This is a genomic window from Blastococcus goldschmidtiae, from assembly GCF_031845325.1.
Lineage (GTDB): Bacteria > Actinomycetota > Actinomycetes > Mycobacteriales > Geodermatophilaceae > Blastococcus > Blastococcus goldschmidtiae.
Window position 1 is genome coordinate 210,858 of the sequence record NZ_JAVREI010000001.1, and the last position, 13,851, is coordinate 224,708.

Genomic DNA, 13,851 nt, shown 5'->3' on the forward strand with positions numbered 1-13,851 from the left:
CGCTGACCTGCCTCACGCATCACGAATTGGCCGGAAAGCATGAATGGTGAACGTGCGCGTCGCTGGAGTGACCACACTGACCGCGCTCCCCTTCCGGCACGAGCGCCACTTCTCTCTCAGGACGGTCACCCGTGAACGCCTCTCCCTCCTCCCCCGGTCCCGGGCGGCGAGCCGGCTGGTTCGCCGACCGTCCGCTCGCCGTCAAGTTCGGCATCCTGCTCGGCGTCGTCCTGCTGGCGTTCGGCGGCCTGATCACCGCCGTGCTGGTCGGCAGCGTCTCGGTCCGCGACGCCAACACTCGTCTGGACAACCTCAACGAGGCCGAGGAGCTGGTCCTCCAGCTCGACACCCGTGCCAGCGAGCTGAAGGTCGACGGCTTCAAGACGATCGTCCGCGACGACCCGGCTGCCCAGCTGGACGAGCTGGCCGAGGACATCGCCACGCCGCAGGGCATGCTCGAGGAGCTCGCGACCATCCCGCTCACGGGGGCGAGCGCGGAGTCCGTCGCCGGGCTGGCCGACAGCTTCGGGAGGTACACGGACGCGATCTCGGCGTGGGTCGACCTCGCCGTGGCGGACCCGGTGGGCATGCGGAGCCGGTGGGAGGAGATCCAGGCGGCCAACGACCTGACCGACGGCGATGTGTCCACCGCCAAGGACGCCCTGTCGGCGGAGAGCGACCTCGCTCAGACCGAGCTCGATGACGCCATCGCCCGCGCGCAGGCGATCAGCATGCTGATCGCGGCGGTCGGAATCGCCGTGGTTGGCCTCGTCAGCTGGGGCACCATGCGCTCCGTCACCCGGCCGGTGCGCGCCGTCAAGCTCTCGCTCGAGGCGCTGGCTGCGGGCGACCTCACCGTCGGCACGGGCGTCCGGTCCAAGGACGAGGTCGGTCAGATGGCAGCCGCCCTGGACGCCGCGCAGGAGTCGCTGCGCGCCGTCATGGCCGGCGTGGCCGGATCGGCGCACGCCGTGGCCGCATCGTCGGAGGAGCTGTCGGCCTCGTCGGCACAGATCGCCGCCTCGGCCGAGGAGACCTCCACCCAGTCGGTCGTCGTCTCCGCAGCGGCCGAGGAGGTGACCCGGGGCGTGGAGACCGTGGCCGCGGGTGCGGAGCAGATGGGCGCCTCGATCCGGGAGATCGCGTCCAACGCCGCCGAGGCGAGCCAGGTCGCGGCACGCGCCGTCACGGCCGCGGAGCACACCACCGCCACGGTCGCGAAGCTGGGCGAGTCCTCCGCGGAGATCGGCAACGTCGTCAAGGTGATCACGAGCATCGCCGAGCAGACCAACCTGCTGGCGCTCAACGCCACGATCGAGGCCGCGCGGGCCGGCGAGGCCGGCAAGGGCTTCGCGGTGGTGGCCAATGAGGTCAAGGAGCTGGCGCAGGAGACGGCGAAGGCGACCGAGGACATCGCCCGCCGGGTGAGCGCCATCCAGGGTGACACCAATGCGGCCGTGGCGGCGATCGGCGAGATCTCCTCGATCGTCGCGCAGATCTCCGACCGGCAGACCACCATCGCCTCCGCGGTGGAGGAGCAGACCGCCACCACCAACGAGATGTCCCGGTCGGTGCAGGAGGCCGCTCAGGGCAGTGGCCAGATCGCGGAGAACATCACCGGCGTCTCGGCCGCGGCCGACACGACCACCCAGGCGCTCACCCAGACCCGCATCGCGGTCGACGAGCTCTCGCGCATGGCCGCCGACCTGCGCACCACCGTCGGCAGGTTCACCTACTGACCTGGTGCGGCCGCAGGGGCCGCGCGGACGAGGAAGCGCACAGCCGATCCGGCTGTGCGCTTCCTGCGTATCCGGCACCGGTCAATGGCCCGGAATTGTCGACAAGTATCCGGCCGGATTGCGGTGGCCGACCTTTCTCGACCGAGATTCGACACAGCATGTTTCGAAGCTCGCGGAAGGCCGTCCGTATTCCATGCTGTGCAGGCGAAATCGCGTTCGGCACATTCAGACCCGATGTGCTGCCAGGCCGAGCAGGAGACCCCCGTGACCCACCCCGCACCCCTCGCCCGATCCGGGCGCTCACCCGGCGCCTGGTTCGCCGACCGCCCCGTCGCCTTCCGCGTCGGCGTCGTCGTCGCCCTGCTCGCCATCGTGGCCCTGGCGACCAACGCCCTGGCCATCTCCCGCATCGACCAGCTGCGGACGGCGCAGGAGGAGATCTACTCGGAGAACCTGCAGCCGCTCAACGCGCTGTCCGAGGTCCAGCGCGCCCACGCCGCCCACCGCGCCCGCACCCTGGAGTACGCGGTGTCCAGCCCGGAGCGCCGGGTGGAGCTCCTCGGCGAGATGGAGGAGAAGACCGCCGACCTGCAGGCCGGCTACGACGCCTACGAGCCCTTCATCGTGAACCCGGCGGCCATGGAGGAGTTCCTCGCCACGCGTCAGCAGTTCCTGACGCTGCTGACCACCCAGCTCTTCCCGGCGGCCGACCGCGGTGACCTCGCAGGCTTCGCCGCCGTGCAGTCCGAGCAGCTCCAGCCGCTGCTGCAGATCATGGCCGACGACCTCGAGGTCGAGGGGGTCGCCCAGTCGGAGGAGGCCGCCGCCCGCAACGCCGAGAGCCAGCAGCAGGCGTCCAGCGCGACCACCCAGCTGCTGGTCACGGTGCTGGTCGCCGTCGTCCTCGCGATCGGCCTGACCGTCGTCGTCGTCCGGCGGATCACCCGGACGGTCCACTCGGTCCAGTCCGCCGCCGCGGCCATGGCTGCCGGCGACCTCACCACGCGGACCGGAGTCACCTCGCGGGACGAGCTGGGCCGCATGGCCGCCGCCCTGGACGCGGCGCAGAGCAGCATCGCCGACGTGCTCGCCGGGGTGGTCGCCTCGGCGGACGCCGTCGCCGCCTCCTCGGAGGAGCTGTCGGCGTCCTCGGCGCAGATCTCGGCCTCGGCGGAGGAGACCTCCGCGCAGTCCGGTGTGGTGGCCGGCGCGGCGGAGGAGGTCTCGCGCAGCGTGCAGACGGTCGCCGCGGGTGCGGAGGAGATGGGCGCGTCGATCCGGGAGATCGCGGCCAACGCCGCGGAGGCCAGCGACGTGGCCGCCCGTGCGGTGACCGCCGCGGAGCGCACCACGGCCACCGTCAGCAAGCTCGGGGAGTCCTCGGTCGAGATCGGCAACGTCGTCAAGGTCATCACCTCGATCGCGGAGCAGACGAACCTGCTGGCGCTCAACGCGACCATCGAGGCGGCCCGTGCGGGCGAGGCGGGCAAGGGCTTCGCGGTGGTGGCCAACGAGGTCAAGGAGCTGGCGCAGGAGACGGCCAAGGCGACCGAGGACATCGCCCGCCGGGTGCAGAGCATCCAGGGCGACACGACCGCTGCGGTGGCCGCGATCGAGGAGATCAGCTCGATCGTCGCGCAGATCTCCGACCGGCAGACCACCATCGCCTCCGCGGTGGAGGAGCAGACGGCCACGACCAGCGAGATGAGCCGGTCGGTGCAGGAGGCCGCCTCGGGGTCGGGTCAGATCGCGGAGAACATCACCGGGGTGTCCGCGGCGGCGGACTCGACGAACCAGGCGCTCACCCAGACCCGCGTCGCGGTCGACGAGCTGTCCCGGATGGCCTCCGACCTGCGCACCACGGTGGGCCGCTTCACCTACTGACAGGCCTTGCGCACGACGGCCCCGCGACCCACAGGTCGCGGGGCCGTCGTGCGTCGTCATGCATCACCCGCCATGCGGACAAGGCATGTCGACATTTCCGGAATGGTCGCCGCGATTATTTTCCCGCGTGTCGACTTCGTTGCCCAATCGTGTCACAGCAGTCCCACGACACACACGTGTCCCTCCTGTCCAACATTCCCCAAAGGTTTATGTTCGACCGCGTCGCCGGCAGTTTGCGGTGACGCGCCGCCCGGACTGGACGGGCCGGTCCTCCCTGAATGCGAAATGGATGTGTGCGTTGTCGAAGAACGGTGGTGCGCGGCGGTCCCTGGCGAACGTGTCGGTCTCGCGCAAGATCCTGGCGTCGGTCGCGGTGGCCGTCGTCACGGCGATCGCGGTGGGCGCGGTCGGCGCGATCTCCCTGGACCAGGCGGCCGGGGAGTTCGACGCCAGCTATCGGGAGAGCACCCAGGCGCTGGTGCAGGCCGAGGAGATGCGGGCGCAGCAGCTCAGCATCCAGCTCAACCAGACCGCTCTCATGCTCCCGGGCGTCAGCGAGGAGAACAAGGAGGCCTGGACCACGGGCGCGCAGGACGGCAGCGCGGCCTTCCTCGTCGCTGCCGAGCAGTACGGTTCCACGGCGCCGACTCCAGCGCAGGCGCGGCTGTCCGCGCAGGTGCTCGACGACTACCGGGGCTGGAGCGAGAACTTCGCCATCGTGACCGAGGCGTTCAGTGCCGGGGACCTGGCGACGGCTGCTCCCGCGTACGCCGAGTCGCTGAAGTTCCAGACCTCGCTGCGCGAGGGGATCGCTCAGCTCGTCGACTCCGAGATCGCCGAGGCGCGCGCCTCGGCGGCCGACGTCGGCGCGACCAACGAACGCTCGCGGATCCTGCTGATCGCGTTGGTCGCGGTGGGCACCGTCATCGCCACGGTGATCGGCCTGCTCGTCGCGCGCCGCATCCGCCGCAACCTGTCCGCGGTGCAGACCGTCGTGCAGGGGCTCGCCGAGGGCGATCTGACCCGCCGGACCGGCATCGCGCAGTCCGACGAGATCGGCCGCATGGCCGCGGCGCTGGACGTGGCGCAGGGGAACCTCCGCCAGCTGATGGGTTCGGTCGTCGCCTCGGCGGACGCCGTCGCCGCCTCCTCGGAGGAGCTGTCGGCGTCCTCGGCGCAGATCTCGGCCTCGGCGGAGGAGACCTCCGCGCAGTCCGGCGTGGTGGCCGGCGCGGCGGAGGAGGTCTCGCGCAGCGTGCAGACCGTCGCGGCCGGTGCGGAGGAGATGGGCGCGTCGATCCGGGAGATCGCGGCCAACGCCGCGGAGGCCAGTGAGGTGGCGGCTCGTGCGGTGACCGCGGCGGAGACGACGACGGCGACGGTGGCCAAGCTGGGGGCGTCGTCGGTCGAGATCGGCAACGTCGTCAAGGTCATCACCTCGATCGCGGAGCAGACGAACCTGCTGGCGCTCAACGCGACCATCGAGGCGGCGCGGGCCGGTGAGGCCGGGAAGGGCTTCGCGGTGGTGGCCAACGAGGTCAAGGAGCTGGCGCAGGAGACGGCCAAGGCGACCGAGGACATCGCCCGCCGGGTGCAGAGCATCCAGGGCGACACGACCGCTGCGGTGGCCGCGATCGAGGAGATCAGCTCGATCGTCGCGCAGATCTCCGACCGGCAGACCACCATCGCCTCCGCGGTGGAGGAGCAGACGGCCACGACCAGCGAGATGAGCCGGTCGGTGCAGGAGGCCGCCTCGGGGTCGGGCCAGATCGCGGACAACATCACCGGCGTCTCGACCGCGGCGGACTCCACCACCCAGGCGCTCACCCAGACCCGCGTCGCGGTCGACGAGCTGTCCCGGATGGCCTCCGACCTGCGCACCACCGTGGGTCGCTTCACCTACTGAGGCGAGGACGAGGGGCTCGCGACCGAACCGGTCGCGGGCCCCTTCGTGCATTTCCGGAGTGCGTCGACGACCATTCGCGGTGGCCATGTCGACATCGGTAATCCGCTGGCCGACCAATTGCGGAAACGGATCGGACACTCCGAAGGAGCCGCAGACGATGTTCTTCCACGCACCCTAGATTCCTTCGTGCACGCCAGCGGACCGGTGATGACGACGGCCGGGCGGTGCACTCGTTGCCTCCATTCCTGAGACCAGGAGAATTGCCATGACCTCGTCCACCACGTCCGCGGCCCGCCGCGCCGGCTGGCTGAACAACCGCCCGGTCGCCACGCGGGTCCTCGCCGCCGTGGGCATCGCCTCGGCCACTGCGATCGGCGTCGGCGCGCTGGGTGTCGGGAGCCTGGGCGACCTCCGGGACGCGCGCTCCCAGGAACTCAGCACCGCCATGCCCTACCTGAACAGCCTGCACGACGTCGGCCTGACCGCGAAGGCGACCGCCAACGACGAGCGGGGGTACCTCCTCACCGGTGATCCGGAGTTCCTCCCGGAGATCGACGAGCGGCTGGCCACCGTCGACGTGCACCTGGCGGAGGCGCGCGCCGCCTCCACCGACGCCCAGAGCGACTACCTCGACGAGCTCGAGGCCGGACTGGACGCGTGGTCGGCCAGCATGCGGTCGGAGTTCGCGCTCTACGCCCAGGACCGCCAGGCCGGCATCGACCTGGCGTTCGGCGCCACCCGGGAGCTCCGCAAGACCTACGAGAACACGCTCGAGGCCGGCCTCGAGGAGGCCGAGGCTCAGCTGATGGCGGGTGCGTCGTACGAGCGCACGGTCTCCGATGCCGTCCGCACGATGATCGTGGTGTGCGTCCTGGGCGTCCTGCTGGCGGTCGGGCTGGGCTACGTGGTCGCCCGCACGATCCGTCGCAGCCTGGCCCTGCTCCAGGCCGCGGCCGGCCGGCTGGCCGCGGGTGACCTGACCGTCGCGACCGGGCTGGCCCAGGACGACGAGGTCGGCCGCACCGCGAAGTCCCTCGACGAGGCCGTCGTCAACCTCCGTGCGGTCCTGGGCCAGGTCGCCGGCTCGGCCGACGCCGTGGCGGCGAGCAGCGAGGAGTTGTCGGCCTCGTCGGCGCAGATCTCGGCCTCGGCCGAGGAGACGAGCGCCCAGTCCGGTGTCGTGGCCGGAGCGGCCGACGAGGTCTCGCGCAGCGTGCAGACGGTCGCCGCCGGTGCGGAGCAGATGGGTGCCTCGATCCGGGAAATCGCGAGCAACGCCGCGGAGGCCAGTGAGGTGGCCGCCCGTGCGGTGACCGCCGCGGAGCGCACCACGGCCACCGTCAGCAAGCTGGGGGCGTCCTCGGTCGAGATCGGCAACGTCGTCAAGGTCATCACCTCGATCGCGGAGCAGACGAACCTGCTGGCGCTCAACGCGACCATCGAGGCGGCCCGTGCGGGCGAGGCCGGGAAGGGCTTCGCGGTGGTGGCCAACGAGGTCAAGGAGCTGGCGCAGGAGACGGCGAAGGCGACCGAGGACATCGCCCGCCGGGTGCAGAGCATCCAGGGCGACACGACCGCTGCGGTGGCCGCGATCGAGGAGATCAGCTCGATCGTCGCGCAGATCTCCGACCGGCAGACCACCATCGCCTCCGCGGTGGAGGAGCAGACGGCCACCACCAACGAGATGTCCCGCTCGGTGCAGGAGGCCGCTCAGGGCAGCGGGCAGATCGCCGAGAACATCACGGGGGTCTCCACCGCTGCGGACTCCACGACCCAGGCGCTGACCCACACGCGGACGGCGGTCGACGAGCTCTCCCGGATGGCCGCCGACCTTCGGACCTCGATCGGAAGGTTCACCTACTAGACCCTCCTCCTTCCCCTGGCTGATGCCGGCGGTGGCCTGCGGCCATCGCCGGCATTCGCCATTCATGAGCTAGCGGGAATGGCGCCATGTCGACATTGAACGTGCAGCGACCAGCCATTCCCGATGGTCCGTCCGACACGCCGCCATCTGGACTGTCCGCCATCCATTCGCGCCCTATCTTTTTCCTGTCACCACCCGCGCGAGGATGCCCCGCAATTGGCCGGGCGAGGTCCGGTGCGCGTCTTCCCCTTCACGCTTGGAGCACCGCCATGACCGCTGCCGCCCGCACGACCCTCGCCACGGGCAGCCGTCGCCCCGACGAGGACCAGGCAACCGGCCGCTCGTCCATGGCCCGGTTGTCCGACCTCTCGGTCAAGACGAAGATCCTCAGCGCCGTCTCGGTGACTGCGGTCGTCGCGGCCGGCATCGGCGTCCTCGGCATCTCGGGGATGGGCGCCGCCGCGGACGACGCCGACGAGATCTACAGCAACAACCTGCAAGGTGCCGTCCTGGCCGCCGAGATGGACGGTCTGCTCAGCGATCTGCGCGTGACCACCCGTGACGCCCTCATCGTCGCGACGCCGGAGCTGACCCAGCAGCGGTTCGCCGCCGCCGAGGAGCACGTCGCTGCCTTCTTGGAGGTGGTGGAGGAGTACCGGGCGGGCACGACGGACCCGGCGAAGCTGGCCATGATGGACGAGGTGAGCGCCGACATCGAGGGCTACCTGGGTCTCCAGAAGACCGTGCTGGCGCCCTTTGCCGTCGCTGGCGACGTCCGCGGATGGGACGCCGCCAACAGCGCGCAGGTGACACCTCTCGTCGAGGAGCTGACGGCCGATCTCGTGGAGCTTCGGGGCATCGAGATGGAGCAGGCCGCCGCCGCCAGCGCCGCCGTCCGTGACAGCTACGAGTCGCAGCGGACCCTCACCATCGCGGTGATCGTGGTGGGCGTCCTCGCCGCGCTCGCGATCGGCTTCGCCGTCGCCACCGGTATCGCCCGCTCGACCCGCAAGGTGCAGGCCGTCGCCACCGCCCTCGCCGACGGCGACCTGACCCGCTCCAGCGGGCTGACCGGCAAGGACGAGCTGGGGCAGATGGGCCGGTCCCTCGACGAGGCCGTCGTCAACCTGCGCACCGTTCTCGGGCAGGTCGCCGGCTCCGCGGACGCGGTGGCGGCGAGCAGCGAGGAGCTGTCGGCCTCGTCGGCGCAGATCTCGGCCTCGGCCGAGGAGACCAGCGCCCAGTCCGGTGTGGTCTCCGGTGCCGCGGAGGAGGTCTCCCGCAGCGTGCAGACCGTCGCCGCGGGTGCGGAGCAGATGGGTGCCTCGATCCGCGAGATCGCGAGCAACGCCGCGGAGGCCAGCGAGGTCGCGGCCCGTGCCGTGACCGCCGCGGAGAAGACCACCGCCACGGTGACCAAGCTCGGCGAGTCCTCGGCCGAGATCGGCAACGTCGTCAAGGTCATCACGTCCATCGCGGAGCAGACGAACCTGCTGGCGCTCAACGCCACGATCGAGGCCGCGCGGGCCGGCGAGGCGGGCAAGGGCTTCGCCGTCGTGGCCAACGAGGTCAAGGAGCTGGCCCAGGAGACGGCCAAGGCGACCGAGGACATCGCCCGCCGGGTGCTGGCCATCCAGGGCGACACGACCGCCGCGGTCGCGGCGATCGAGGAGATCTCCACGATCGTCGCGCAGATCTCCGACCGGCAGACCACCATCGCCTCCGCGGTGGAGGAGCAGACGGCCACCACCAACGAGATGTCGCGCTCGGTCCAGGAGGCCGCGTCCGGCTCCGGTCAGATCGCGGAGAACATCACCGGCGTCTCGGCCGCGGCGGACTCCACCACGCAGGCGCTGACCCAGACGCGGACGGCGGTCGACGAGCTGTCCCGGATGGCCGCCGACCTGCGCACCACCGTCGGCAGGTTCACCTACTGAGGTGACTCCTCCCCTGCGGCCGTACCGGCCGCAGGGGAGGAGTGCCGATAACGATCCGGACGGCTGTGGCCGGGCGGCGCGATTCACCTTGAGTCCGCCGCCCCCCGCGCCGAGAACCCAGCGGGGCGACCACGCCCCGATGCGAAGCAGAGAGAAGGACATTCCGTGGACGGTCTGGACGACATCGTCGAGGAGTTCCTGGTCGAGAGCCACGAGAACCTCGACCAGCTGGACTCCGACCTGGTCGCGCTGGAGCAGGAGCCCAACTCCCGCGAGCGGCTCTCCAGCATCTTCCGGACGATCCACACGATCAAGGGCACCAGCGGCTTCCTGGCCTTCAACCGGCTGGAGGAGGTCACGCACGTCGGCGAGAACATGCTGTCGCGGCTGCGGGACGGTGAGCTGGCCCTGACGCCGCACCGCACGAACGTGCTGCTGCAGATGGTCGACACGGTCCGCGCGCTGCTCACCTCCATCGAGGCCAACGGGGGCGAGGGCTCCGTCGACGTCTCCGCCGCGGTCGCCGCCGTCACCGCCGCGATGGAGGACGCCCCCGCGCCGGCCCCCGCCGCGGCGGCGGCCCCGGCGGCGCCGGCGGCCACCAAGGCCCCGGCCAAGGCGGCCACCAAGGCCCCGGCCAAGGCGGCCACCAAGGCCCCGGCCAAGGCGGCCGCCAAGGCCCCGGCCAAGGCGGCCGCCAAGGCCCCGGCCAAGGCGCCCGCGACGCCCGGCGCCAAGGCCCCGGCCACGGCAGCCGCGAAGACCCCCGCCAAGCGCACTCCCCGCGCCAAGGCCGCCGTTCCGGCGCCGGCGCCCGTGCCCGCCGACGAACTCATCGAGGACGTGACCCCCGCCGTGCCCGAGATCCTTTCCGAGGAGCCGCCCGTGAGCCTCGAGGCCCCTGCCGCCACCGAGCAGGCCGAGAGCGACGCCCCGGCTGCCGAGGCCGGCGGCCAGCCCCGGCGCGCGGTCGCCGACAGCACCATCCGCGTCGACGTCGACCTCCTCGACGAGCTGATGCTGCTCGTCGGCGAGCTGGTCCTGACCCGCAACCAGATCGTGCAGAACGTCGCCCGGCAGACCGACACCGACCTGATCCGGGCCTCCCAGCGGCTCAACCTGATCGCCAGCGAGCTGCAGGAGGGCGTCATGAAGACGCGCATGCAGCCCATCGACCACATCTGGTCCAAGCTCCCCCGCGTCGTCCGCGACCTCGGCCAGCAGTGCGGCAAGTCCGTCCGCCTGGACATGGAGGGACGGGAGACCGAGCTCGACAAGACCCTGCTCGAGGCGGTCAAGGACCCGCTGACCCACCTCGTGCGCAACTCCGTCGACCACGGCATCGAGGCCCCCGACGCACGCAGGAAGGCCGGCAAGCCCGCCGAGGGCGTGCTGACGCTCCGGGCGCGGCACGAGAGCGGTCAGGTCGTCGTCGAGGTCGCGGACGACGGCGCCGGCATCGATCCGGTCAAGCTCGGCGCCAAGGCGATCCAGCGCGGCCTGATCACCCAGGACGCCCTCGCCCGCATGAGCCCGGCCGACGTCCTGCAGCTGATCTTCCTGCCCGGTTTCTCGACGGCGGCGGCGGTCACCAACGTCTCCGGCCGTGGCGTGGGCATGGACGTGGTCAAGACCAACATCGAGTCCATCGGCGGCACCATCGAGGTCGAGTCCGACCCGGGCGTGGGCACCGTCTGCCGGCTGCGCATCCCGCTGACCCTGGCCATCGTCCCGGCGCTGACCGTCGAGTGCGCCACCGACCGGTACGCCATCCCGCAGATCAGCCTGCAGGAGCTGGTCAGCCTGGACGCGGAGAAGGCCGCCAACGCCGTCGAGGAGGTCGGTGGCGCGCAGGTCTACCGGCTGCGCGGCGAGCTGCTCCCGCTCGTCCGGCTCACCGACGTCCTGGGCCTGACCTCCGAGCGGCACGACGGCCACGTGGTCATCGCGGTCCTCCGCTCGGAGGGGCGCCGCTTCGGCCTGGTCGTCGACCGGGTCATCAACACCGAGGAGATCGTCGTCAAGGCCGTCGGTGGCCAGCTCAAGCAGATCGGGCTGTACTCCGGCGCCACCGTCCTCGGCGACGGCACGGTGGCCCTCATCCTCGACGTCCAGGCCCTGGCCCGGCGCGCCCTGCGCACCGAGACCGCCGACCGTCAGGAGTCCCGCGCCACCGTCAGCTCCGCGGCGGCGGCCGAGACCGAGCGCCAGCGGATGCTGCTGGCCTCCATCGGCGGCGGGCGGCGGGTGGCGATCCCGCTGGACACCGTCACCCGGCTCGAGCAGGTGCGCACCGACGCGGTGGAGAAGGTGGGCAACCGCGAGGTCGTCCAGTACCGCGGCGCGATCCTGCCGATCGTCCGGCTCGACCGGCACCTGGGCGCCTACGGCGAGACCGAGCGCGAGGTCCTCGAGGTCATCGTCTACGCCGACCACGGCCGCAGCGTCGCGATCGTCGTCGAGGAGATCCTCGACATCGTCGACGGCGAGGCCGCCATCCGCAGCGACATCGACGACCTCGGGCTGCTGGGCTCCGCCGTCCTCGGCGACCGCGTGACCGAGCTGCTCGACGTCCGGGCCGCCATCCTCGCCGCGGACCCGGCGTTCTACTCGGCCCCGCCGGCCGCCACCGACCACACCACCGCCCAGACGCCCGCCGGCGTCACCGGTTCCTACCTGGAGGTCTGACGTGACCAGCGTGACCGACTACGCGGCCAGCGACGCGGTGGCCTCGGCCACCAGCGGCCAGCTGGCCACCTTCCGCCTGGACGGCGACCTCTACGGGGTCGAGGTGGAGCACGTGCAGGAGGTGCTGCGCAGCCAGCAGCTCACCCGCGTGCCGCTGGCCCCCCGCGCCGTGGCGGGCCTGATCAACCTGCGCGGCCAGGTGGTCACCGCCATCGAGCTGCGCGAGCGGCTCGGCCGCCCGGCGCGCCCCGAGGGCACCGACGCCGTGGTCATCGTCGTCCGCCTGGACGGCGAGGCGGTCAGCCTGCTGGTGGACTCGATCGCCGACGTCGTCGACGTGGACGCCGCCGACTTCGAGGCGCCGCCGGACACCCTCGAGGGCCAGGGGCGTGACCTGATCCGCGGCGCGTACAAGCTCGACGGGCAGCTGCTGCTGGCCCTGGACGTGCACAAGGCGGTCAGCGCCTGAGGAAGGACCCCGTCCCTCTCACCACTCGCAAGCTCGCGGTGAGCCTCTGGACGGAGCCGCCAAACAGCAACGCTATGTAGTCGGTCAGTAGCAGAGACCACCCGAACACGCGGCCGTCACCTCCGAAGCTTCCTGCCTTGGGGTGACGGCCGCGTGGCGTTCCGCGGTCGTGGGCACCAGCATGGGACATCCGATCCCCTGCTCTGGAGGCGCTGCCGTGCCGTACACGCTGGTCAGTGCCGCCACGCTCGGGTTCGACCTCGTCCGGTTGCCCGCCGGTCGTGCCGTCGCCGGGGTCCTCCTCGCGGGCCTCCACGGCGACGACGCCGCGCTGAGCCGGCTGGCCGCTGCCCATCCCGCGCGCGACCTGGAGCGGGACGAGCGCCTGGTCCTGGCCGTCCGGTCCCGGCGGGCCCGCGAGATGGCCGTCGCCGTGCCGCACGTGCGGACCGCTGCCGCCGGTGCCGGCGCTGTGAGCGACCGTGCCGCCGTCCTGGTCGAGCAGCTCGAACAGGGCACCATCGGCGATGCACCCACCCTCGAGCGGCTGCTGCGCGAGGACGTGCTCGGCACCGAGCACCCGGACGTCGCGCTGCTGGACCCCGACCTCGTCGCCGAGGCCGCCGACGTCCTGGCCGACGCCGCCATCGGCTACTGGGCCGCCGGGGTCCTCCCCCCGCTGGTGCGGCGCGAGCTGACCGCCTCCTACGACCGCGTGGTCGACACGGCGCTGCCGGCCGGCCCCGAGGCGCTCGACCTGGGCGCGGCGGGGGAGGAGCTGGTCGCGTTCCTGGACGGCCTGCGCGGGCTGGACGACGCCGGCCGGGTCCGCTGGCGCGCCGCGGTCGACGAGGGGCGTGCCGAGCGGCGGCCGTGGGCCACGGCCATGCACGAGGCCTCCTGGGCGGCGCACGTGTCGGGCCGCACCCGCGTGCTGGCCACCGCGCAGCTGCACGCCGTCCAGGCCTTCCTCGACGGCGGTTTCGACCGGCACGACGGCGCCGCCGGTGCCTGGAACGCCGTCGCCGGATGCGTCCAGGGCATCGCCATGGGCGACCTGCTGGACGACGGCGCGCTGACGGTCCTGCGCGCCCCCTGGGTGCGCGTCTCCGGTACCCGCTGACCACCTCCCCCGGAGGGCGCGCGCGGTCGGGTCGGCCGCATACGCGCAGGTCGCGCCGATCCCGGCGGACGTGGTGGAACGGGTCGGCTCTCTTCTCCCGTAGGCGTGTCGACTTCTCGCCGAAATGTCATCGCGACTGCCGGAATTGCGGTCATCGGGAATTGCGTAACAAGTGCGTCCGTGACCTTTTCTATTCGGCTGTGACAGCCGATGCTCATGGTGCGGATGGGACGACGGGGCA

The 13,851-nt window shown here is 71.8% G+C and carries 8 protein-coding genes; all 8 read left to right on the top strand.

All coding sequences use genetic code 11. From position 1 onward, the window contains the following. Nucleotides 1–131: 131 nt before the first annotated feature. The 8 genes from RM425_RS01035 to RM425_RS01070 all read left to right on the top strand — a co-directional run bounded on the left by RM425_RS01035 (nt 132) and on the right by RM425_RS01070 (nt 13,610). A complete protein-coding gene (locus RM425_RS01035; protein WP_311343321.1) occupies nt 132–1,739 on the top strand; it encodes a methyl-accepting chemotaxis protein in 1,608 nt (535 codons plus the stop codon). 264 nt (nt 1,740–2,003) lie between these two features. After that, nucleotides 2,004–3,623 (top strand): methyl-accepting chemotaxis protein, encoded by a 1,620-nt coding sequence (locus RM425_RS01040; protein WP_311343322.1) that lies wholly within the window; start codon nt 2,004–2,006, stop codon nt 3,621–3,623. Between the two features lie 298 nt (nt 3,624–3,921). Then, nucleotides 3,922–5,529, top strand: coding sequence for a methyl-accepting chemotaxis protein (locus RM425_RS01045; protein ID WP_311343323.1), 1,608 nt, complete (start codon nt 3,922–3,924; stop codon nt 5,527–5,529). Nucleotides 5,530–5,794: 265 nt separating this feature from the next. Further along, a complete protein-coding gene (locus RM425_RS01050; protein ID WP_311343324.1) occupies nt 5,795–7,393 on the top strand; it encodes a methyl-accepting chemotaxis protein in 1,599 nt (532 codons plus the stop codon). 269 nt (nt 7,394–7,662) lie between these two features. Beyond that, nucleotides 7,663–9,330 (top strand): methyl-accepting chemotaxis protein, encoded by a 1,668-nt coding sequence (locus tag RM425_RS01055; protein ID WP_311343325.1) that lies wholly within the window; start codon nt 7,663–7,665, stop codon nt 9,328–9,330. 165 nt (nt 9,331–9,495) lie between these two features. Continuing rightward, on the top strand, nt 9,496–12,018 hold the full coding sequence (locus RM425_RS01060; protein WP_311343326.1) for a chemotaxis protein CheA: 2,523 nt from the start codon (nt 9,496–9,498) through the stop codon (nt 12,016–12,018). A 1-nt stretch (nt 12,019) separates the two neighbouring features. After that, nucleotides 12,020–12,487, top strand: coding sequence for a chemotaxis protein CheW (locus RM425_RS01065; protein WP_311343327.1), 468 nt, complete (start codon nt 12,020–12,022; stop codon nt 12,485–12,487). Nucleotides 12,488–12,704: 217 nt separating this feature from the next. Next, nucleotides 12,705–13,610, top strand: a complete 906-nt coding sequence (locus tag RM425_RS01070) for a hypothetical protein (protein WP_311343328.1) — start codon at nt 12,705–12,707, stop codon at nt 13,608–13,610. The last annotated feature ends 241 nt before the right edge of the window (nt 13,611–13,851 follow it).

Coding starts and splice junctions, on each gene's coding strand:
- RM425_RS01050 (WP_311343324.1), top strand. CDS start 5,795: ATGACCTCGTCCACCACGTCCGCGGCCCGCCGCGCCGGCTGGCTGAAC.
- RM425_RS01055 (WP_311343325.1), top strand. CDS start 7,663: ATGACCGCTGCCGCCCGCACGACCCTCGCCACGGGCAGCCGTCGCCCC.